Source organism: Nostoc sp. UCD121, from assembly GCF_014222285.1.
Taxonomy (GTDB): Bacteria; Cyanobacteriota; Cyanobacteriia; order Cyanobacteriales; family Nostocaceae; genus Nostoc.
Genome location: NZ_JACKZS010000002.1, coordinates 15,831 through 37,822, shown reverse-complemented (window position 1 = coordinate 37,822; position 21,992 = coordinate 15,831). Strand labels below are relative to the sequence as shown.

17 protein-coding genes are annotated in these 21,992 nt (G+C 42.1%); 11 read left to right on the top strand and 6 right to left on the bottom strand.

What is annotated here, in order from left to right:
• Positions 1 to 496: 496 nt before the first annotated feature.
• The 3 genes from GNF10_RS00745 to argC all read left to right on the top strand — a co-directional run bounded on the left by GNF10_RS00745 (position 497) and on the right by argC (position 4,336).
• The gene (locus tag GNF10_RS00745) at positions 497 to 1,666 is read left to right on the top strand and encodes a PAS domain-containing protein (RefSeq protein WP_185585245.1); all 1,170 of its coding nucleotides are present in this window, start codon (positions 497 to 499) and stop codon (positions 1,664 to 1,666) included.
• Positions 1,667 to 1,796: 130 nt separating this feature from the next.
• Positions 1,797 to 3,311, top strand: a complete 1,515-nt coding sequence (gene glpK / locus GNF10_RS00740) for a glycerol kinase GlpK (RefSeq protein WP_185585244.1) — start codon at positions 1,797 to 1,799, stop codon at positions 3,309 to 3,311.
• Between the two features lie 53 nt (positions 3,312 to 3,364).
• Positions 3,365 to 4,336, top strand: coding sequence for an N-acetyl-gamma-glutamyl-phosphate reductase (gene argC, locus GNF10_RS00735; protein WP_185585243.1), 972 nt, complete (start codon positions 3,365 to 3,367; stop codon positions 4,334 to 4,336).
• Positions 4,337 to 4,392: 56 nt separating this feature from the next.
• Here the strand turns inward: argC and GNF10_RS00730 are convergent, their stop codons facing one another.
• Entirely contained in the window at positions 4,393 to 5,391 is a 999-nt protein-coding gene (locus GNF10_RS00730) for a DUF1350 family protein (protein WP_185585242.1), read from the bottom strand.
• Between the two features lie 55 nt (positions 5,392 to 5,446).
• Between GNF10_RS00730 and GNF10_RS00725 the strand changes: the two genes are divergently transcribed.
• The 3 genes from GNF10_RS00725 (at position 5,447) to GNF10_RS00715 (ending at position 7,609) form a co-directional block, all read left to right on the top strand.
• Positions 5,447 to 5,587 carry a transposase gene (locus GNF10_RS00725; RefSeq protein ID WP_260445867.1) on the top strand — a complete coding sequence of 47 codons (141 nt, stop codon included), beginning with the start codon at positions 5,447 to 5,449 and terminating at the stop codon, positions 5,585 to 5,587.
• Between the two features lie 563 nt (positions 5,588 to 6,150).
• Positions 6,151 to 6,792, top strand: coding sequence for a hypothetical protein (locus GNF10_RS00720; protein ID WP_094327655.1), 642 nt, complete (start codon positions 6,151 to 6,153; stop codon positions 6,790 to 6,792).
• 10 nt (positions 6,793 to 6,802) lie between these two features.
• Entirely contained in the window at positions 6,803 to 7,609 is an 807-nt protein-coding gene (locus GNF10_RS00715; RefSeq protein ID WP_185585241.1) for a pentapeptide repeat-containing protein, read from the top strand.
• Between the two features lie 202 nt (positions 7,610 to 7,811).
• Here GNF10_RS00715 and GNF10_RS00710 read toward each other — a convergent pair whose 3' ends face one another.
• The 4 genes from GNF10_RS00710 to lepA all read right to left on the bottom strand — a co-directional run bounded on the left by GNF10_RS00710 (position 7,812) and on the right by lepA (position 14,082).
• Positions 7,812 to 8,999 carry a glycosyltransferase family 4 protein gene (locus GNF10_RS00710; protein WP_185585240.1) on the bottom strand — a complete coding sequence of 396 codons (1,188 nt, stop codon included), beginning with the start codon at positions 8,997 to 8,999 and terminating at the stop codon, positions 7,812 to 7,814.
• Between the two features lie 224 nt (positions 9,000 to 9,223).
• Positions 9,224 to 11,887, bottom strand: a complete 2,664-nt coding sequence (locus GNF10_RS00705) for a PAS domain S-box protein (RefSeq protein ID WP_185586493.1) — start codon at positions 11,885 to 11,887, stop codon at positions 9,224 to 9,226.
• An 86-nt stretch (positions 11,888 to 11,973) separates the two neighbouring features.
• Positions 11,974 to 12,231 (bottom strand): hypothetical protein, encoded by a 258-nt coding sequence (locus GNF10_RS00700; RefSeq protein ID WP_185586492.1) that lies wholly within the window; start codon positions 12,229 to 12,231, stop codon positions 11,974 to 11,976.
• Positions 12,232 to 12,270: 39 nt separating this feature from the next.
• Positions 12,271 to 14,082, bottom strand: a complete 1,812-nt coding sequence (lepA, locus tag GNF10_RS00695; protein ID WP_185586491.1) for a translation elongation factor 4 — start codon at positions 14,080 to 14,082, stop codon at positions 12,271 to 12,273.
• 557 nt (positions 14,083 to 14,639) lie between these two features.
• Here lepA and GNF10_RS00690 point away from each other — a divergent pair.
• The 4 genes from GNF10_RS00690 to GNF10_RS00675 all read left to right on the top strand — a co-directional run bounded on the left by GNF10_RS00690 (position 14,640) and on the right by GNF10_RS00675 (position 19,824).
• Positions 14,640 to 14,876: a hypothetical protein gene (locus GNF10_RS00690; protein WP_012408258.1), complete on the top strand. Its 237-nt coding sequence runs from the start codon at positions 14,640 to 14,642 to the stop codon at positions 14,874 to 14,876.
• Between the two features lie 173 nt (positions 14,877 to 15,049).
• Entirely contained in the window at positions 15,050 to 16,810 is a 1,761-nt protein-coding gene (locus tag GNF10_RS00685; RefSeq protein WP_185586490.1) for an ATP-binding protein, read from the top strand.
• 476 nt (positions 16,811 to 17,286) lie between these two features.
• Entirely contained in the window at positions 17,287 to 17,517 is a 231-nt protein-coding gene (locus tag GNF10_RS00680; protein WP_012408256.1) for a NifU family protein, read from the top strand.
• Positions 17,518 to 17,595: 78 nt separating this feature from the next.
• Positions 17,596 to 19,824, top strand: a complete 2,229-nt coding sequence (locus tag GNF10_RS00675; RefSeq protein WP_185586489.1) for a glycoside hydrolase — start codon at positions 17,596 to 17,598, stop codon at positions 19,822 to 19,824.
• Positions 19,825 to 20,090: 266 nt separating this feature from the next.
• On the opposite strand, the gene GNF10_RS00670 is transcribed toward GNF10_RS00675, so the two are convergent.
• Entirely contained in the window at positions 20,091 to 20,435 is a 345-nt protein-coding gene (locus GNF10_RS00670) for an STAS domain-containing protein (protein WP_185586488.1), read from the bottom strand.
• A gap of 444 nt (positions 20,436 to 20,879) precedes the next feature.
• Between GNF10_RS00670 and GNF10_RS00665 the strand changes: the two genes are divergently transcribed.
• Positions 20,880 to 21,932: a serine/threonine-protein kinase gene (locus GNF10_RS00665; RefSeq protein WP_185586487.1), complete on the top strand. Its 1,053-nt coding sequence runs from the start codon at positions 20,880 to 20,882 to the stop codon at positions 21,930 to 21,932.
• The last annotated feature ends 60 nt before the right edge of the window (positions 21,933 to 21,992 follow it).

Below are 21,992 nucleotides of genomic sequence, written 5' to 3'. Positions count from 1 at the left end.
CCAATAAATGTATTTATAAACACAAACAAACTTAACTTAGATCATATGTCTTTGGTAGTAGTGGCTTGATTCTTGTGATGGAAGTTAGGGAAAATATTATCAGTTATTCTAGGTAATATTGAAAACAATTATCATTAACACTAAATCATTCATTGGGGGAATGACAAAGTGGCTTAAACAATAATGAGAAATTCAGTTTGAGAACGGGGTTTTTCTGGTTATGCTGTTTTATCTAAGTTTGTCTACTAGTCATAATTTTTACTGGCTTATTAGTTTGGTTATAAATGAGCCTAATTTTGGGTCAGCAAGTTGGGCGTTCGTATTGGCTGATTTTACCGAATTTTCCCACCAAAGGTAGACGTAATGACTAGCAAAATACCGTAGGGTTGATTGTAACAAAGTATTCAACCAATACAAGTATCAATAGACACTCTATAATTTCTTACTAGTAGATTTTTTTTGCTCAACCTCTGCAAACAAGTAGCGGCAATTTAAGGTGAACATAGAAAAATTTATCCAACGTACAGAAATATTGCACAAGCGTTTAGCAGATTTATACCAAACTGCTAGTGTATTACCTTGGATTCCAACGGATCTAATGCCGCAAGCTTTAAAGGAACTCTATAACACCTTAAAGATAGTACAGTTAGCGGCACAAGAACTGTATCAGCAAAATGAGGAACTATTAGAAACACGAAATAGGCTAGAAGGAGAACGCCAACACTACCAAGATTTATTCGAGTTTGCGCCGGACGGCTATTTAGTAACTAATACAGAAGGAATCATTCAAGAAGCTAACCATACCGCAGCGAGGCTACTCAATGTTTCAAAGCATTTTTTGGTGGGTAAACCAATGATGAACTTTGTTCCTTTAGGAGAACGTCAACAGGTTCGCTGGGAACTCATCCAGTTATCTAAATCAGACAGAGTAGAAGAGTTATTGGTACGCTTGCAAAAACGTCATGGTGAGTCCTTTGATGCAGCTTTAACAGTGACAGTTGTCCGCAATCAGCAAGGTAAGGCAATCTCTCTGCGCTGGATAGTGCGTAATATTAGTGAGCGTCAGTATTTAGAATCAGGAATAGTCAAGAATGACGGCGAATTGTTCAACGATCGTCAAGTCCATAAACATTCTAAAGGAGAAACTATTCCACTCAATCCACTAGTAATTTGGTATGTTTCTCAGGGTTTGGTTAAACTCAGTACTTACTGTGAAACGGGTGAAGAAATTTTAATAGGATTGGCAACAGCAGGAATGGTTTTTGGCTCTAGTTTGACTTCTTTAAATATCTACCAAGCAACAGCCTTATCTGATGTTAAGTTGGTATCAATTTACGCGGCAGAGATAGAAGCTTCTCCAAATCTGAGCCATACACTTTTACCAAAAATCAATCAGAGGTTACGGCAAACAGAATCTTTTTTAGTTATTTCTGGAAGGCGACGAGTACAAGAGCGCTTGCACTATCTATTAGAACTTTTGAAACGAGAAGTGGGTGAAACGGTGCTGGAGGGAACTCGCCTAAGTGTTCGCTTTACTCACGAAGATATTGCTAGCGCCTGTTGTACTACCAGGGTAACAATTACACGATTGATGGGCAAATTACAAGAAGAAGGTATTATCAGTTTTGACTCAAAAAAACACATTATATTGAAAGATTTCCATTAATTACAGATGGGTATCTGGTGATAAAAGATGACCTAAATGTACACAAAATAATGTATATCTGATTTAATACGAATTTCTAAAATCACTATGCGTAGGTTGGGCTACACCTACGCAGTATGTCAAAGCAGCTATGCACACACTTGGCAACACAACTTTATCATCGGGCTACATCTTAGCACTGGATTTAGGTACGACAGGCAACCGCGCCTTTGTGTTTAACGCAGACGGTAAGATTGTTGGGCAGGCATACAAAGAACTAACTCAGTATTATCCTCAGCCTGGATGGTTAGAACATGACCCTCAACAAATTTGGCAAGATACCTATTGGGTGATAGAAACCGCCATTAAGAATGCCCAGATTGCTCCATCAGCGATCGCAGCATTGGGACTAACTGTACAGCGTGAAACCTGCTTGATTTGGGACAAAACTACTGGTAAACCACTCCATAGAGCGATCGTTTGGCAAGATCGTCGCACTGCTCCCCTTTGTCACGAGTTAAAAGAGCAAGGCTATGCTGATGAAATTTACGATCGCACCGGATTAATCATTGATGCCTATTTCTCTGCTACCAAACTTAGGTGGCTATTAGATAAGTTTACAGACGTTGACCTAAACAATGTCTTAGCAGGCACTATTGATACCTGGGTACTATGGAACCTCACAGGCAGGAAAGTCCATACTACTGACCACAGCAATGCCAGCCGAACAATGTTGATGAATCTCAAAACCTGTGAATGGGATGATAATTTACTAAATTTGTTTCAAATTCCGGCTCATATTTTGCCCAAGATTCAGCCTAGTTTAGGAGTATTTGGAGTTACTGATGCGACTTTGTTGGGCGCTGAAATTCCGATTACTGCGATCTTGGGGGATCAACAAGCGGCTTTATTTGGTCATGGTTGTGATCGCCCCGGTTTGATGAAATGTACTTACGGAACTGGTAGCTTTTTAGTGGCTCACACAGGTAATCGAATTGTGCGCTCGCACCATCAACTTATTTCTACGGTGGCATGGACAAAAGCAAATGCAAGCGGAGCATTGGATGTAGGCTATGCCTTAGAAGGCAGTATGTTTACTAGTGGAGCTTGTATTCAATGGTTGCGCGATCGCCTCAAGCTGATTAAAACTGCTGCTGAAAGTGAAGCGATGGCAAATCAGGTAAAAGATAATGGCGGAGTCTACTTTGTGCCTGCATTTAGTGGGCTAGGCGCACCCTATTGGGATATGAGTGCTAGGGGAGCCTTTTTTGGCATTACCGCCAGTGTCCAACCAGAGCATTTAGTACGCGCTGTGTTGGAAGCGATCACATATCAAGTTTTGGAAGTAGTACAGGCGATTAATTCATCTAGCAGTACTCCAGTTGGTCGATTAACCGTAGATGGTGGTGCTTGCGAAAATAATTTTTTGATGCAATTCCAGGCTGATGTGTTAGGTATTCCAGTTGAACGACCGATAATCCGCGATACGACCGTTCAGGGTGCAGCATTTGCAGCAGGTTTAGCTATAGGATTTTGGGAGAGCTATGAAGCACTGGTGCAGCAACGTCAAATTGAGCGTGTATTTGAGCCGGAGAGCAATGCCCCATTGTCCAATTTTGCTACTTGGCAAAAAGCTGTGAAACGCACTTTAGCTTGGGCAGAGTAAAGACAAGTAATAACAAATTTTGCTATTTTTTGCTATTTAAGGATACTAGACGCATGATTAAACCTAAGATTTTTATTGATGGCGAATCGGGAACCACAGGCTTACAAATCTACTCACGCCTCAATCAACGGGATGATATTGAGTTAGTTAGCATTGAGGCATCTAAACGTAAGGATGCAACTGAGCGGGCTAAACTAATTAATGCCGTTGATGTTGTTATTCTCTGCCTACCTGATGATGCAGCCCGCGAAGCTGTTAGTTTAGTAAGTAGTAATACGGTTAAGATCCTTGATGCTAGTAGTGCCTATCGCACAGCTAATGGCTGGGTATATGGCTTCCCTGAACTAAATCCAGGGCAGAGAGAGAAAATCGCCAGCGCCCAGTTTGTCAGCAATCCAGGCTGTTATCCCACAGGATTTTTAGCCTGTATCCGTCCTTTGACTGCTAAGGGAATTTTAAAGAGTAATTTTCCCATCACTGTTAATGCAGTATCAGGTTACTCTGGTGGCGGAAAGAATCTTATCAATAAATACCATATCTTCCATGAACAGCAAGCTGGGGGAGAGTCACTATATCCTTATGGCATCTATGGTTTGCAGTTTGGGCATAAGCACGTCAAGGAAATGCATTATTATTCAGAATTAGCATTGCCGCCACTGTTTGTACCGTCAGTAGGGGATTTTGAGCAAGGGATGCTAGTTCAAGTGCCTTTACCGTTGGGAATTTTGGATAATCCACCATCAGGTGAGGTAATCTATGAAGCGATCGCTAACTACTACCAAAGTGAAAAATTTGTGCAGGTTGCTCCATTCCAAGATTCTACTCTGCTGCGAGATGGAATATTTTTGGATGCAATCGCAATAAACGGCACCAATATTGTTCAGGTTTTTGTATTCGCCAATGACACCACCAAAGAAGTATTGCTAGTTGCTCGTCTCGACAACTTGGGCAAAGGCGCATCAGGAGCAGCAATCCAAAACCTAAACATCATGCTGGGCTTTCCAGAAGAATTGGGATTGTTATAAAAAAATTGGGAATTGGGAATTGGGAATTAAAACTTTTACCCAATGCCCAATGCTCATTAGTTTGATAATTTTTTCAGTTCCTCAAGTAATTCAATTACATGATGCTCAAAGCCTTTATTTCGATCTTGAACTGACTCAATCAAATGTTTGTCAAAAAGATTAATTACAGTATTACCTAATTGAATACCTAAAGGTTTTAAATGTCCACCGTTTAAATTTCCAATAAATTTTTGAGGCGGTTTTTTCAAAATATCAGTAAACCATTCACAGGTTAACTTAGCAATCTTATCAGACTTAAAGCAGACTAAACCCATGATATTAAATAAACCACTATCCTTGATTAAATTCTTGGTTTCTTCAGGGGTTGGTTTCACACCCCAACCAAGATTATCGATGATATCGGCTAAAAATTGAGGACGAATTGCACTGGCTGTATCGCTAATATCAGGCGCTAAGAGGATAGAAACTTGTCCTCTAATAAAGACACTATTAATTTTAATTTCCCGACCTACGTAAGTGTCAATTAGTTTCTGATCTTCTATAATTTTTCGTTTAAGTTCCTCAACGAGAATGTTAATATCTGCAACAACACTTTCTATCTGTAACTCATTCGAAGTATAAGACAGCAGTTTCCGAATAAACTTTTCCCTATCTTGAGGCTCTGGAGGTAAAGCAGTAAATCCTTCTAACAGTGAGATATATTTACAGCCAAGGCTATGTCCAATCCAAGAAAAGTTTTTATCATCTAGATAGGCTTCATAATCATATCCTTCCACACTTGCCATCCTTATAAGCTCTGGCAAAATCTCATACTGCTCTCTCATCAAAAAACCAGCTTCTACATAATGGTCAAACGTAAAATTAAACGGTAGAAGAATAATGGTATATCCCTGCTCGAATAGAGAGCGAAGCAAATGGCGATAGAAAAGCATGGGGCCAAATGTACCAAAGAAAGCCCCTGCAATAAATTGAATTACTCCTTTAGGCTTTGGATGCAGAGCAACCCAACTGTGAGAAACGGGTTTAAATCTCAGTTTTAAATTTGTATTAACCATGACTTAGCAACGAGTTCATCTCATTTTGGTAGGTGTATACTTAATCTCCAAACTGATGTTGCTGCTTTTCGGATTCTTTAAAAGATATTTTCCCAAAACTGATTGGACTGGTTCATACTTTGTTGCTAGTTGTGGAGGCGTTACTGTTGAGCAGTTAAAGCATTACATTGAGAATCAAGAACAGCCAAAACAATGATTTGCTTCACTCAATTTTATGTTGGTCGAAATTCATCTCCCGTTACAATCGAAGACTTAAGGGGAGTCTTCTTGCTCCATTTAAGATAGAACGCGATCGCACATTGCTAGCATCGTTACTGAACTAGCGATCGCTGTTAATTTGCGAATAGCCTGTTCTTTGTTTATTTCCAGCTAAATCACTTCTTGCTTACTTTGTCAATATGTAAACCCTAGCACTGTCAGGTTGATTGGCTATGGTTTTGGCAGCATTTTGAAGATATTGGCACAAGTCTAGTGAACTTTTTGGGCTTCAGTTTCGCTAAAAGCTTTTTTATCACATCAACTTTATCAGTAAATCAAGACTAGTTAGGGATTTCAGCCAGCGATTTGTGCGTAATAAAGCTTGTACAATTATCAAGGCGGTTTTTACTGCCAGAATACTTCTCAGGTGTAAAATTTATCGACAGCAAAATTTTTCTAGTTTGTATTTTTCCATGCTTCACTTGTGGCAAAAATTACTCAAGTTAAGCACTTCTATATTGCAATAGATAACTTTTACCCTTATGACTGGAGAGCAAAATCTTGGGAATAGAACTACGCAGTTTCGTATTTCTCGACAACCTGCAACCTCAACATGCAGCATATATGGGAACAGTAGCCCAAGGCTTCTTACCATTACCAGGGGATACATCACTGTGGATTGAAATCTCTCCTGGTATCGAAATTAATAAAATTACGGATATAGCCCTGAAATCTGCCTCTGTCCGTCCGGGAGTACAGGTAGTTGAACGACTATACGGACTATTGGAAGTTCATTCTAGCTCCCAAGGTGAAACGCGGGCTGCTGGTCAAGCAATTTTGGCGGCACTAGGAGTCAAAAGAGAGGAATGTCTGAAACCGCGTGTTATTTCCAGTCAGATTATCCGCAACATCGATGCTTATCAAACACAACTGATTAATCGCACGCGCCGGGGACAGCTACTACTAGCAGGACAAACACTATATGTATTAGAAGTGGAACCTGCTGCTTACGCCGCGCTAGCTGCCAATGAAGCGGAGAAAGCGGCGAGGATTAACATTCTTGAAGTTCAAGCTGTAGGTAGCTTTGGACGGCTTTACTTAGGTGGGCAAGAACAGGATATTCTAGCAGGTGCGGCGGGAGCTTTAACGGCCATTGAAAATGTAGCTGGCCGAGCAAATCCTCTAGGTGGTCGTCAGGAGTAAAGGAAAGAAAATGGCAAATCGAGAGCATCTAGCTTTACTGAAAGCAGGTGCAGTGACATGGATTGAGTGGAGAAAGAAAAATCCTCAGATTGAACCAGACCTCAGCGCTGCAAATCTGCAAGGGCATAACCTCAGAGGCGCAAACCTCCAGGGGGTAAATTTGAGAAAGGTAGATTTAGGTAATGCTTTACTGGTGCGAGCAAACCTCAGTGGTGCTGACCTCAGTAGTGCCAACCTCAGCAAAGCCTTTCTCATTGAAGCTAACTTGAGTGATGCTAGCTTGAGTGTTGCTAACTTGAGTGGTGCTATACTTACACAGGCAGATTTGAGCCAGGCTAATTTGATTGGAGCCGATTTGAGTGAGGCGAATCTGAGAGGCGCTGCGATCGCTCATGCTAATCTAATTGGAACTGATCTAAGAGACGCTAACTTAAGAGATGCCGATTTAGGTGCAGCAAAGCTAATACGGGCAAATCTATCTTTTGCCAACCTGATTGAAGCTAACTTGATTGAGGCTGACCTTAGCGAAGCAAGTTTGTACGAAGCGGAAGTATTGGGGGCTTATCTTTATAAAACTGACTTATACAAAGCTAATTTGAATAAGGCTCGCTTCAGTGGTGCTTATCTGTTGCGGGCTAACTTAAGTGAAGCTGACTTGAGTCAAGCTGACTTGAGTTGGACTAACCTGAGAGGTGCAAATTTGGCAGGGGCAAATCTTAGAGGAGCCAACCTGAGAGGAGCCGACATGAGGGGAGCTAACCTCAGTGGCGTAAATCTTCAGGAGGCAATTATGCCTGACGCTTCAAAGCACGATTAGTTAGCAACAAAAGGTAATTGTGTTGGTTGTTACAAGGTTTTCAGTAATGGTAAAGCTCAGTCACTTCAGTACTGAGATATAAGCGACGTGAGCAGTAATAAAGGCAAATGAGAAATCCGGTTCGCTCCCCTTTACAAAGGGTTTGGGGATCTCTTGGGTGTAAGCCTTACATCTTCAAGAAATCGCCGCTGTGAAAAGTCTCTTACCAAAGAATTTGCGATCGCTCTTGCACAACTCGCTGATATACTTCTTGAGTTTGCCTAGCTAATTTTGGCCAGCTAAAGCGCCGCTCTAAATCTTCATAAGCGTTATCCACCAACCATTGTCGATAACCTGGATTTTTCAACACTTCCAAAATTCCCCAAGCTAAAGAGTCGGAATTGTTCACCCAAGTAACAATGCCTGTTTTGGTATGCTGCACCACTTCGGGAAAACCACCTGTATCGGAAACCACTACAGGCACGCGAGAAGCAAAGCTTTCTAAAGCTACAATTCCAAATGGTTCGTAAAGACTAGGAAAAACGGCACAGTCAGCAACAGTCTGGAATTTATCTAAGTAATCATCAGAGAGAAAACCTGTAAAATAGCAATGATGCCAAATTCCCAAATTCCAGGCTTGGCGTTTGAGATGGTCAGTATTTCCACCACCGACAATCACAAATTTAACATTACCTCCCATTTCCGAAAGGATTTTTGGTGCGGCATTAAGTAATATAGGTACACCCTTTTCGTAGGTCATACGACCGAGGTAATAAACGATTTTCTCGTTGTCTGTAGCAAATTGGCGGCGAAAATCTAGCGCATGAAAATCTACGTGATGCTGTTTCTTTTCGGCTCTGATACCGTTATAGATAACATCAATTTTGTCCCAAGGACTGTATAATGCTCGTTCTACCTCTTGGCGCATATAGTTGCTACAAACAATAACCCGCCAAGCATTGTAAGCCAGCAAGGTTTCTTTGCCATTTATATAGCCTTGGATCTCTGTGTGAATACCGTTATAGCGTCCGTATTCTGTAGCATGAATTGTGGCAATTAGTGGTATTTTAAAATTATGCTTGAGAGCGATCGCAGCATCTCCAACTAACCAATCGTGGGCATGAATTAAATCAAAGGGCCCTTCCTCCAAGATCAACTTACCACCGTGATCTCCCATACTCAAGTTGAGATTGACTACCCAGTGGAAAAAGTCATTACTATGTGCCACTGGCACCCGATGTACTTTTACTCCTTCAACCACTTCATACATTGATGCCTGACCAAACTCCGCCGTAATCAGGTGGACTTCATGTCCTAGCTTTACCAGTTCCGGGTACAATTCCGCTACATGTCGCGCAATTCCCCCAACAATCCTTGGCGGAAACTCCCAACTCAATACCAATATCTTCATCTGCTAGACTCCCCGACACTTTACAAATATCTAAACAACTACATTTACTTAAAAATACAAGTCTGGCGAATGTAGTGAGTACTTTTACTAAATTTTTAGATTTTTTAACAGTTATTTTGTTAAAGCTTATCAAAGGTTATCAACTGTATGCTATCGATACGAAGCAAGGTATAATACTAATTCTTAATTTAAGACAATTGAGTGCCCGTTTTGTAACTCAGGCTTTAAGAAGGGGTGACGACGCAAACAGTATGAACTCGATCGCGCCCTTGCTGTTTAGCTATATAAAGTGATTTGTCCGCAGCATTAATCAAGTCTTGTGGCGAAGTTTCGGAATTTGGCACAATGCTGGCAATACCTAGACTAACAGTAACGCGATCGCACACACTAGATTGAGCATGGGGAACGTTCAAGTCATAGACTGCTTGTCGAATAGTTTGAGCTATAAAGATTGCTCCTTCAATCTCTGTATTAGGCAGAATCACAGCAAATTCTTCGCCGCCGTAACGGGCGACTAAATCGGCTGGACGCTTAATAACACTTTTAAGCGCACTCCCCAATTGCCGCAAACAATCATCTCCTGCTAAATGCCCGTAAGTATCGTTGTAGCGTTTAAAAAAATCGACATCGAACAAGATTAAAGACAACGGCATTTGCTCGCGTTTGAGTCGATGCCACTCATTCTCAAGAAATTGATCAAATCGGCGACGATTGGCTATTTGAGTCAAGCCATCTAAAGTGGCCAATCTTTGCAGTTCTTCATTGGCAGCTTGTAATTGCTGGTAGAGTACTGATTGATGAATAGCGATCGCTACCTGACTGGCTAACTGCTGCAACAAATTCACTTCAAATGCTTGCCAGTAACGAGGTGCGCTACACTGATGAGCAATGAGTAAACCCCACAGATGCTCCCCATTCAAAATCGGTACTACCATCGCAGCCTTGATTTGATAGAGTTGTAATAACTCAAAAACATCGGCTGAAAGATCAGACTCCTGAATATTATGCAGGACTGTAGGTAATCCCTGGTAATAGTAGCTAAAATCTCGTTTTTTCGAAAATGGGTGCAGTGTCTGCTCTAATCTCTGCGGGTAGTCATCACTCAGCGATTCTGCCGCAAAATAGCCACTTCCGTCAGATTCCAACTGGTAGATAGCGACGGAATCTGAACCCAAACACTCTCGAATACTGTTGACTGTTGTATTTAGAACCTCCTCCAAATTCAGTGATTGCCGAATCTGTTGAGTTACTTCAGTAATTAGCCGTTCCCCCTCTGCCTGTTGTCGCAGCAATTTTTCAGCTTGTTTGCGAATGCTAATGTCTTCTACCGAGCCAAGAATCTGTATTGGAGTGCCGCTAGCATCTCTGGCAAATACGACTTCTCGTGTATTCAGCCAAAGCCACTCCCCATTTTTATGTCGGAATCGGTATTCGGTGGAAAGAACTTCGTTGTCGCTAAGGTTGACGAAGCGACTTGGTATGTCATAGCAGAGGTGTTGGTCGTCTGGATGAAAGCAATTTAGGAACCACTGCGGATCTGCGTTACAAAATTCCTCTGGAGAGTAGCCTAAAATGCTAAGACTTTTTTGGTTAAGATAAATGCTTGTTCCTTTTAAGAGGTCAAATAAATACAAAATATGCGGTACGGTATTAGCAACCTTTTGGAGAAAGTCTTGACTTGAGCGCAATGCCTCTTCAGCTTTTTGACGTTCGCGCAGCGCGGCTTGATATTCACTAATATCTCGTCCCTCAAAAATAAGTAATGTTACACACCCTGTTTCATCGAGTATGGGACGTAGTGAAAAATCAATTGCGATCGTTCCATCGTCTCGATCCAAAACCTCAACTTCATAGCGAATAGATTCACCATTAGCAGCAGCTGCTAACGCAGTTTTTAATTGTGCTTGCGTCTCTGAAGAAATTGCCCACCATTTTGCTTCCCAAAATGGCTTACCGACTACTTCTTCTCGAGTAATCCCAGCAAAGTCCAGTGCTGTTTGGTTAGCCTCTAATACAATTCCATTGGGCTGAAGCAATCCGATAAACTGATTGGTTTGATTGAAAATCGCCCGGAATTTTTGCTCATTTTCACTTAATGCTTCTTCTACCTGTTTGCGGTCAGTAATATCTCGTCCAACAGATTGAAGTTCTACAAGAGTACCCTGGTCATCAAATATGCCTCGAATAATCCAATGCGTCCACCGCACGCCAAGGCTTGCTATGGCACGATTTTCAATGGCAATCACGGGATTTTCGGAACTAATGGAATTTACCAGACTAAACACACCTTCCCGATCTTCTTCAAACACAACAGGTTCGTAGTGTTGGGCAATAATCTCTTCTCGCTTGAGTCCAAAAAATCGACAGAAAGCTTCATTAACAAAAGTAACAATACCATCTGGTGAGCCTCTAGCAATCAGTTCCGTTTGATCTTCGAGGATGGCACGATAACGCGCTTCGCTCTCTTGCAATGAGGCTTCTGCCTGTTTGCGTTCGCTAATATCGAACACTAAACCCTGAAGTACCTGAGTTTGTCCATCCGCACAGAGAAGAAGATTAGCTTGATCCCGCACCCAAATTGTTCTACCATCACGCCTCATCATTCGATACTCGACCCTCAAAGGCTCTCCGGTGGTGATTGTCGTGTTTACAGCTTGCCAATAGCGATCGCGATCGTCTGGATGAGTGTAATTTAACCAACTATTAAAAAAACCGTGATGCCAATCTTCGGGAGCAATGCCTAACAATTGTTGCAGTTGCGGACTAATATAAGCTTCTTGAGTAGTGGTATTAATCGGTAAAATATAAACAACGCCCGGAATTTGTTCTACCAGAGTGCGGTATTTTTGCTCTGCCTCAGAGAGTTCTTGGGCCTGCTTGCGACTCATGATGTTTTGAATTTCTACAATAAATATATATTTTGCTGTTAGAAATCCTGCATTAGAGGCACGCTCAAGGATTTTTGAGCCAATGGCTAGTTAGTCTCTGGCTTTTTCAAAGCTAAACCTACCAGCAGCAGGCTGAAACTTTTACGCTTGAGGCTGCTGTTGACAGCCTTTGTAATTAAAATTAACAGATATTGAAAAAGAATTCTGAATTCTGAATTCAGAACAAAAAATTTTGGTGGGGGACTGAAAATAGTAGATTCAGACGCTTTTGCTAGCTTGCTGCTTTGCAGGAGCGTGCGGACTCGCTTTGCGTAGCGATATCCGCCATTCGGACTCAAATTCATTCTGACTTCTGACTTCTGACTCCTGACTCCTGAATTCTATTAGTTTTGATCCAAGCGCAGTACTGCCATAAAAGCTTCCTGCGGTACATCTACAGTACCTACAGATTTCATCCGCTTTTTACCTTTTGCTTGCTTCTGTAAGAGTTTCTTCTTCCGGCTGATGTCACCACCGTAGCATTTGGCTAGCACATCTTTCCGCAAGGCGGGGATGTGTTCGCTGGCAATAACTTTACTACCAATAGATGCCTGAATTGGGACTTTGAATTGATGGCGGGGAATTAATTCTTTGAGTTTTTCTGCCATTGCCCGCCCAACGTTATAAGCTTTGTCTCGATGCACAATCATCGCCAAGGAATCCACAGGATCGCCGTTAATCATGATATCCAGCTTCACCAAAGGGTTCTCACGGTAGCCTATAAGGTGATATTCCATACTAGCATAACCGCGCGATCGCGACTTCATCTGATCGAAAAAGTCAGTTACTACTTCCGCTAAGGGTAGTTCATAAGTCAGGGTGGTTCGTCCTTGGGCGAGATATTTCATATCTTTGAAGATGCCCCGGCGATTTTGTGACAACTCCATCAAGCTGCCAACATAAGTTTCCGGCGTAATCATCTCTACTTGGACGTAGGGTTCTTCAATTCTTTGGCGATCGTTGGGAGAAGGTAAACGGCTAGGATTATCGATGTACAGTTCCTCTCCTTTGAGAGTAATCACCTTATAAACCACCGAAGGGGCTGTAATGATTAAATCGAGATTATACTCCCGCTCTAGGCGTTCTTGGACGATTTCCATGTGCAGCAAGCCCAAAAACCCGCAACGGAAGCCAAACCCCATCGCGCTCGAAGTTTCTGGTTCGTAATGCAGGGCTGCGTCGTTGAGTTCGAGCTTTTCTAATGCTTCCCGCAAGTCTTCAAATTGGTCAGCATCAATGGGGAACATCCCACAATAAACCATTGGGTTCGCTTCTGCGTAACCTGGTAAGGGTGACTCAGCTTTTGCCTTACTAAGGGTAATTGTGTCACCCACCCGTGCATCAGCTACTGCTCTAATTGCCGCTCCCAAATAGCCTACTTCGCCAGCGTGGAGTTCTTCAACTTGCTTTTGAGTAGGAGAAAGCACACCTAACTCATCAATTTCAAATTCTTTACCGGATGCCATTAAATGAATGCGATCGCCTTTTCTGACAGTGCCATCCATCACCCGGAAATACACAATTACTCCTCGGTAACTGTCGTAATAGCTATCAAATATTAACGCTCGTAACCGTTCATTTATGGTATTGGGCGGTGGCGGTATCCGCTCGACAACTGCTTCTAAAATCTCATCAATACCAAGTCCTTCTTTCGCAGAAGCCAAAATCGCACCACTGCAATCTAGACCGATAATTTCTTCAATTTCGCCAATTACCCGTTCTGGTTCTGCCCCAGGCAAATCAATTTTATTCAAAACTGGGATAATTTCCAGGTTACTCTCTAAGGCTAAATAGACATTTGCCAAAGTTTGCGCCTCCACCCCTTGGGAAGCATCTACTACCAATAGCGCTCCTTCACAAGCAACAAGAGAGCGGGAGACTTCATAAGAAAAATCCACGTGTCCAGGAGTATCAATTAAGTTCAGTACATACTGCTGACCATCCTTAGCTGTGTAGTTCATCCGGGCAGCTTGCAGCTTAATCGTAATGCCGCGCTCCCGTTCCAGATCCATGTTGTCGAGAAACTGTTCCTTCATCTTTCGGTCTTCAACAGTGCCAGTTGCTTGTAGCAAGCGATCGGCGAGGGTTGATTTCCCGTGGTCGATGTGAGCAATAATACAAAAATTGCGAATGCGAACTGCGGGAACGTCAGTCATATACTATCTTTGCCTTAGCAGCAACCAAAGTTAAAAGAGCAATTTACTTAATGTATTTTAATGCTTTCTTAGCCAAGACGCTCCGTTTTTAGTGGGGGATTGGGGACTAGGGACTGGGGACTGGGGACTAGGGAAGAGTTTTCATAACCCAATCCCTAATACCCAATCCCCAATCCCCTCTTCACCCCATCTTTAACTTTCGATCTAAATAGGTGGACTTTTAAGAATATTATGAAAGTCTATTTGTCGCTGCTAGTATTCAACAGCTAGGAGCGTACAATAAATGTAAATAAGTACATGTAGGGATCATGTAGTGATCTTGGGCAATTACGACCTGTAATTACTCATAATCACTGATTTATCGGCAAAACTCCTAGAGCCATTGTCTAGTCAGTTATATGAAAAATGCGATTTAAAACTTAAAGCTGTTACTTTGGTGCTATTTCGGGGAACTATGTAAATGTCCCATTGAAAATTTTTCAGTGAATTAGCCCAAATGATGAATATAACTACTTTACAAAGCTTGAGACAAAACCAATTCAGAGTATATCAAACCTATGAATATGCAAGAGAAAACTACCGAAGCGGAAAACACACGAGCCGATAAGGTAGAAATTGCCGTCCGCCTGGACTCCGAGTTACTAGAGCAAATTCAGCATCTCACCAATGACCCTAGTAAAGTGATTGAGGTAGCAATTCGCCAGTGGTTGCGTGGTGAAATCCTCAGAGATGACGAACTGACACGCACCCCTGTGCGTACTCCCGTTCCTCCTCGTGGTGAATGGAACGATTAATGTCATCAGTCATCTGTTAATGCAATTTAAAAAAGGTGAAGTTTGCCAAGCTGGATTTCAGAACACCAAGTAAATACGCAATAAAAGCAAAAAAGCTGTAAAAATTTATATACAAATTTTAGCAGCTTTAGTACAATTACGGTCGGATATCCTTTGTCTATCCAACTCAATTAATGACTATTACTGCCAATTCCCAATTGCCGAATGTATTTTCCCAAAATCTGGAATCTATTACCAGTAAAACTGATGGCTTATTACCAACTCTAGGAGCTGAGTTGGTGTATACGCAAGATGGGGCAGGGCGCTATCTGACCTTTCATTGGCAGCACAGCGAACTCCTGGGGTTAAATACCGAAAAAATAGTTGACGAGTTAAACCAGACGCAAACCTTTGCCCCAGTGGATAAGGTTAATTATGTGGAACGATTGCACCGAATTTTGACAAGTTTGGTGCCAGAAAGGTTTCAGTGTTGGTTTAGCTACCATCAGGAATTATTTGAGTTGGACTTAGTGATTAGTCCGATTATGCCGAGTTTGGGAACAACTGCCACTACAGTTTTAGTTATGGGACGCTTAGTGCAAGCGACACTCAACAAAAAACAAGCACGTGTGGCATCCAAAACGCCCACACAAATAGAGTTGGCTTTACGTTCACAGCAACATCAAAAACTGGTAAATGGGATTACCAGAAATATTCGCCGGACATTGGATTTAGATATTATTTGGCAGCAAACAGTTGATAGTTTGGGAAAAGCACTGCGGCTAGAGCGCTGTATTATTTGTCCTTATCAGCCCTCTAGCTCAAAAGTAAAAGTGAAGGCTGAGTATCGCCAGCCAGAACTCAGATCAATGCTAGGCTTGGAAATAGATGTAGTTTCTGAGCCTGCCTTTGCTCAGGCTTTGACAACCCTAGAACCAGTTGTGATGGAAGTGCCTGGATGCACAGAGTCTGGGCGGCAGAAAACTTTGGTGGTTGCGACTTGCTATCAAGACCAAGCCAATGGATTGGTTGCCTTGAATTGGCAAGATGAATGCTATACATTAACAGAATCGGAATTAGAGCTAGCAAAAGAAGCAGCAGATCAATTGGGAACTGCGATCGCACATGCTACTTTATATGAAGAATTAGAAGTAGCGCGTCAAAAAGCCGAAGAAGCTTCCCGTCTCAAAAGCGAGTTTCTGGCTAATGTATCCCATGAAATTCGTACCCCCCTCAATGGCATGATTGGCTTCTTAAAGCTGATTTTGGAAGGGATGGCAGATGACCCAGAAGAACAAAATCAATTTTTAGAAGAAGCTCACAACTTATCGATACATCTACTAAATATCATCAACGATATTTTGGATATTGCCAAAATTGAAGCGGGCAAAATGGAGCTAGCTTACGCTCCAGTTAAGCTAAATGAGCTATTTAGTGATGTAGAAAGTTTCATGCGTCCCCAAGCAGAAATGAGAAACCTCAGCTTTCGGATGCAAATGCCTGCTACCTCTGATGAAATTATTGTCCAAAGCAACTACCAACGCTTGCTCCAAGTGATGCTCAATTTGCTAGGTAATGCCATCAAATTTACCCATGAAGGCGGTGTCACCGTCAGCGCCGATTTAGTACTCAAAAAATCGAAGCTTCAAGACCAGCAATTTCCTGGCATGGTAAGAGTCCGTGTGGCAGACACAGGTATCGGTGTTTCCCTAGACAAACAAGATAAACTGTTTCAATTATTTTCTCAGGTGGATGGCTCACGCACTCGCCAGTATGGTGGCACAGGTTTAGGACTGGCAATATCTCAGAAGCTAGTAGAAGCAATGGGCGGCGAGGTACATTTTTATAGTCTGGGTGAAGGACTTGGTTCAACAGTGACATTTACAGTGCCACTATATCAACAGCCAGTTATGGTTTCGTCTACTGATAGCGATTCAACAGAGAGTGTTGAGTAATGAGTTGGGAATTGGGAATTGGGAATCTTAAAGTTTCTTAGTAATTATTATTCAATAAATAACAAAACTGGGTATGGGAGATTGGAAATAATTCCGTCCCTAGACCACAAAATTGTATAATTATGGGCTGGGTTGAAGAACAGAACACAACAAACGCCTAAATGTTGACTTTTGCTCCGCTTTACTCAAAATTTACAAAAAATAGATTTTTGACTCCTTTTTACGGTGACGTGTACTTGGAGAATTAAATCCTGTCTTCCGTCTGACTGCAAAGCAGAACCTAAAAGCTAAAGTAAAGTAGGAGGCTCACACGAAAACTTTGTTCAGACAACATGGAAAATAAGATTTTGGATAATAGTTAACGAGTAATAGCGCATCTGGCACAGGAATCATTATTATTCAATGTCCCATGCCCCATGCCTCATGCCTCATGCCCCATTCCTAATGCCCACCATTAACTTAGCAGGTCTAAAACTATGGAACTCACAATTGACAACGTTGAAACAGTCTTAGATGAAATGCGCCCTTATCTCATGTCTGATGGCGGCAATGTGGAACTCGTAGAACTCGATGGGCCTGTTGTAAAGCTGCGCCTGCAAGGTGCTTGTGGTTCTTGTCCCAGTTCTGCAATGACCCTGAGAATGGGTATTGAGCGCCGCCTAAAAGAAATGATTCCTGAAATTGCGGAAATTGAACAAGTGGTGTAAAAGTTAGGAGTTAGGAGTTAGGAGTTATGAGTTTTGAATCAACTCCTAACTCCTCATTCTTAACTCCTAACTATTCCTATGTCCCATCCTCTTTACATCGCTTTTATCTGGCATCAACATCAGCCTCTGTACAAATCTCCTGGTAGTGCCCTATCTGCCAGTCAGCAGTACCGCCTACCTTGGGTACGTTTACATGGGACTAAAGATTATTTGGATTTGGTATTGCTCTTAGAGCGGTATCCTAAGTTACACCAAACGGTGAATTTAGTTCCATCGCTGATATTACAACTCGAAGATTATGTTGCTGGGACTGCTTTTGACCCTTACCTCACAGCCTGCTTGACACCGGATGAACAACTCAGCCAGGAACAGAGGGAATTCATTATCCAACACTTTTTTGATGCCAATCACCATACGTTGATTGACCCACATCCCCGCTATGGCGAATTGTATCAGCAAAGGCAGGAGAAGGGGCAAGCCTGGTGTTTAGCAAATTGGGAATTGCCTGATTATGGTGATTTGCTAGCTTGGCACAATTTAGCTTGGATCGATCCACTGTTTTGGGATGACCCGGAAATTGCTACTTGGTTAAAACAGGGTCGGAATTTTACTTTAAGCGATCGCCAGCGCATTTATTCCAAACAACGAGAAATCCTCAGCCGCATCATCCCCCAACACCGCAAAATGCAGGAGGCGGGGCAACTAGAAGTTACCACTACGCCCTACACCCACCCGATTTTACCCTTACTCGCTGATACTAACTCTGGTCGGGTAGCCGTGCCGAATATGACACTACCTAAGCAGCGCTTTCAGTGGGAAGAAGATATTCCCCGTCACCTACGGAAAGCTTGGAACTTTTATAAAGACCGCTTTGGACAAATACCTCGTGGTTTGTGGCCTTCGGAACAGTCAGTCAGTCCGACGATACTTCCACACATTATTAACCAAGGATTTAAGTGGATATGCTCAGATGAAGCTGTCTTGGGATGGACGTTAAAACACTTTTTTCATCGGGATGGGGCGGGGAATGTGCAGCAACCAGAACTGTTGTACCGACCCTATCGGCTGCAAACCGCAGAGGGCGATTTGTCAATTGTATTTCGTGACCACAGATTATCAGATTTGATTGGGTTTACCTACAGTGCGATGCCCGCAAAAAAGGCAGCAGCAGACTTAGTGGGACATTTGCAAGCGATCGCTAAAATGCAAAGAGACAGTCAAAGCGATCAACCTTGGCTAGTTACCATTGCCTTGGATGGGGAGAATTGCTGGGAATTTTATCCCGAAGATGGCAAACCCTTCTTAGAAGCTTTGTATCAAAGTTTGAGCGATGAACCCCACCTTAAACTCGTCACCGTTTCCGAATTTCTGGAAGAATTCCCCGCCACAGCCACTATTCCCGGAGGGCAACTACATAGTGGTTCTTGGGTGGATGGCAGCTTCACCACCTGGATCGGCGATCGCGCCAAAAATCGCGCTTGGGATTACTTAACGGAAGCAAGAGAAATGCTCGCAAGTCATCCCGAAGCAACGGAAGAAAACAATCCAGAAGCATGGGAAGCATTGTATGCCGCAGAGGGTTCAGACTGGTTTTGGTGGTTTGGTGCAGGACACTCCTCAAATCAAGATGCCATCTTTGACCAGTTATTTCGAGAACACCTATTTGGCATTTACAAAGCATTAAATGAACCTATACCGCCTTATCTCAAGCAACCAGTGGAAATCCACGAAGCACAAGGAAGCCACACGCCACAAGGGTTTATCCATCCTGTTATCGATGGTAAGGGTGATGAGCAAGATTGGGACAAAGCTGGACGCATAGAAATCGGCGGGGCGCGGGGGACGATGCACAATAGCAGTGTCATCCAGCGACTTTGGTATGGCGTAGATCACCTCAATTTCTATGTGCGGCTGGACTTTAAAGGTGGCGTTGCACCAGGAAAGGATTTTCCCACAGAATTGAATTTGCTGTGGTTTTATCCAGAAAAAACAATGGTTAATAGCCCAGTTCCTTTGGCAGATGTACCAGATGCAGCCCCACTTAATTATCATTTTCACCATCTTCTGGAAGTTAATTTGCTCACGCAATCGATTCAGTTTCGAGAAGCTGGAGACAATTATCAATGGCAGCCCCGTTTCAGTCGCGCTCAAGTAGCAATAAATAGTTGTTTAGAGTTGGCTGTACCGTGGGCAGATTTGCAAGTTCCGCCAGATTATCCCCTGCGCCTGATTTTGGTGCTTGCAGATGAAGGGCGTTTTTGCAATTACTTGCCAGAAAATGCTTTGATTCCCATTGAAGTGCCTTAGAACTCAATACCCTTGGTTTTATAGCCATTCTCATTTGAATGAATAGTGGCGTACGGATGTACGCCACTACGAGAATATATCTTTAATCTATGGTTAATTATTTTTTATGTCCCTATAGGAATCCGCTTTGATTTTTGTTCGCGCAGCGTGGCGTACCTATATTTACTTGCGTGGGAAGGCAATAGAAAAGACGGCTTTTTGAGTTGTACGGAGTTTTTTCACGCAATCAAATAGAATTTCTATATATTGACTATTCTGTCTGAATTTTAGCCCTTTTTGTCCACCTCTAAGGTTGCCAATATTTGGCGATTGAATTCCTCTTGATCGGCAAATATTTGAAAAATTCTATCTACTTTTGTAAGTTGAAACAACATCCTGACTTGCTCGCTGACAGAACATATAAAAAGTTTCCCATTAGCACTTTGCACCATTTGCATTACTGAGATTAAAGCGCCTAAACCAGAGCTATCAATAAGCTTTATCTCTTTCATATCAAGCAAAAAAATATTGGCTCCTTCTGTGAGAAGTCCACTAACTTGACGACGTAGTTCATTACCTCTGATATTATCTAAAATTCCTGATAATTGTAGTACTGTTATGCTCACTTTCATGTTTTTTCAATATTATTTTGATTGGAATAATTTTGGAGTTTTGGAATAAGGCTGACCGTCAAAGTTGCCATAAAGGAGCGATAGTTTTCAAATGAGATATTTGCCTATTTTTGAGACTATTTAGCCCATTTTATCCCTGGTTAGCTCCTGCGAGGCTAATATGCTCATCCACATTAACAGCCATAACAAAGACTCGCAAGACTAACCTCAAAATATCGATCGTCATAAATCGCTAATCGCTATCAAGAAATGCAGGTGGATTCATGTAGACGCATTCGCGGCTATTCTACGAGTTCTCCAGGGGAGTACCGCAGATACTGTGTGTACTTTTGCGTAAGTCCTAAGAAGAATAATGATGATTTGGCAAAGTTCCAGTAATATTACTGTTATTAAGCAATATTTGTCGTAGGATTAGAGACATTTCAGAGCAGATATTCTATACTAATGAATCGCTTTTCTCAGAAAATAACGAATTCTCAAGAGAGCATTTCACAGCAAACTCAACTAGGTCAGATGTGTGCTTCCAAGAAGCTATTCCGCGATCGCTATGAAATATTGCAAGTTCTAGGTAAAGGTGGTTTTGGCATCACTTTTTTAGCCAAAAATGCCGTATTACCTGGACATCCTCTATGCGTCATTAAACAGCTTTGCCCGAAAGTGACTAGTCCTCAAAGTTGGCAAAAGGCATGTGCGCGTTTTGAAAAAGAAGCAAGAACTTTAGGCCAACTCGGTAGTCATTCGCAAATTCCCATGCTGCTAGACTACTTTCAGGTGAATGAGGAGTTTTTTTTAATTCAAGAATACGTACCGGGTTGGACTTTAGCCCAAGAAGTGCGGCGAGGTGGGCCCAAAAGTGAAGCCTCCGTAAAACAGTTTTTACAGGAATTATTACCAGTATTACAGTATCTTCATAAACATCATGTGATTCATCGGGATATTAAGCCCCAGAATTTATTGCGGTGTGAGTATGACAAGCGGGTAGTGCTGATTGATTTTGGTGCAGTGAAAGAGCAAGTAGTTGATGCTTGTGAAAACTCTACCAATCAAGCTGTGAATACCAACTTTATTGGAACTAGGGGATTTGCACCACCAGAACAGTATTCTCTTCGCCCAGTTTATGCCAGTGATATTTATGCACTGGGTGTAACTTGTATTTATATGTTGACTGGTAAAAGTCCTTTAGAATTTGATTACCACCCAAATAGTGGTGAGATATGCTGGCAAAAAGAAGTAAATATTACCGATAGTTTCGCCAAAACTTTAGGGAAAATGGTGAAGATTACATTAGACGAGCGGTTTAAGACTGTCGATGAAGTAATAAGAGCCTTAAGTTATGAAAGCTATTTGCCTACTTTAGCTAACTGTCTAACTACCCAAAAATTAAATAATAAAAGTATTACACAATACGAAAACTCTAACGAAATTCCAGATGTCTACATACCACCAGTCGCCAGAACTGCTAATGCTATTCGAAAATGGAGAGCTAGGCTTAAGTAAACAAGATAGTAAAATTAAGTTAGAAGGTATTTTAAAAGTTATTTGTGATGTATCAAATAG

What these genes read in the sequence shown, in the direction of transcription:
- glpK (WP_185585244.1), top strand. Translation starts at nt 1,797, where the DNA reads ATGCACACACTTGGCAACACAACTTTATCATCGGGCTACATCTTAGCA.
- argC (WP_185585243.1), top strand. Translation starts at nt 3,365, where the DNA reads ATGATTAAACCTAAGATTTTTATTGATGGCGAATCGGGAACCACAGGC.
- GNF10_RS00730 (WP_185585242.1), bottom strand. Translation starts at nt 5,391, where the DNA reads ATGGTTAATACAAATTTAAAACTGAGATTTAAACCCGTTTCTCACAGT.
- GNF10_RS00725 (WP_260445867.1), top strand. Translation starts at nt 5,447, where the DNA reads ATGTTGCTGCTTTTCGGATTCTTTAAAAGATATTTTCCCAAAACTGAT.
- GNF10_RS00715 (WP_185585241.1), top strand. Translation starts at nt 6,803, where the DNA reads ATGGCAAATCGAGAGCATCTAGCTTTACTGAAAGCAGGTGCAGTGACA.
- GNF10_RS00710 (WP_185585240.1), bottom strand. Translation starts at nt 8,999, where the DNA reads ATGAAGATATTGGTATTGAGTTGGGAGTTTCCGCCAAGGATTGTTGGG.
- GNF10_RS00705 (WP_185586493.1), bottom strand. Translation starts at nt 11,887, where the DNA reads ATGAGTCGCAAGCAGGCCCAAGAACTCTCTGAGGCAGAGCAAAAATAC.
- GNF10_RS00700 (WP_185586492.1), bottom strand. Translation starts at nt 12,231, where the DNA reads ATGAATTTGAGTCCGAATGGCGGATATCGCTACGCAAAGCGAGTCCGC.
- lepA (WP_185586491.1), bottom strand. Translation starts at nt 14,082, where the DNA reads ATGACTGACGTTCCCGCAGTTCGCATTCGCAATTTTTGTATTATTGCT.
- GNF10_RS00690 (WP_012408258.1), top strand. Translation starts at nt 14,640, where the DNA reads ATGAATATGCAAGAGAAAACTACCGAAGCGGAAAACACACGAGCCGAT.
- GNF10_RS00685 (WP_185586490.1), top strand. Translation starts at nt 15,050, where the DNA reads ATGACTATTACTGCCAATTCCCAATTGCCGAATGTATTTTCCCAAAAT.
- GNF10_RS00680 (WP_012408256.1), top strand. Translation starts at nt 17,287, where the DNA reads ATGGAACTCACAATTGACAACGTTGAAACAGTCTTAGATGAAATGCGC.
- GNF10_RS00675 (WP_185586489.1), top strand. Translation starts at nt 17,596, where the DNA reads ATGTCCCATCCTCTTTACATCGCTTTTATCTGGCATCAACATCAGCCT.
- GNF10_RS00670 (WP_185586488.1), bottom strand. Translation starts at nt 20,435, where the DNA reads ATGAAAGTGAGCATAACAGTACTACAATTATCAGGAATTTTAGATAAT.
- GNF10_RS00665 (WP_185586487.1), top strand. Translation starts at nt 20,880, where the DNA reads ATGAATCGCTTTTCTCAGAAAATAACGAATTCTCAAGAGAGCATTTCA.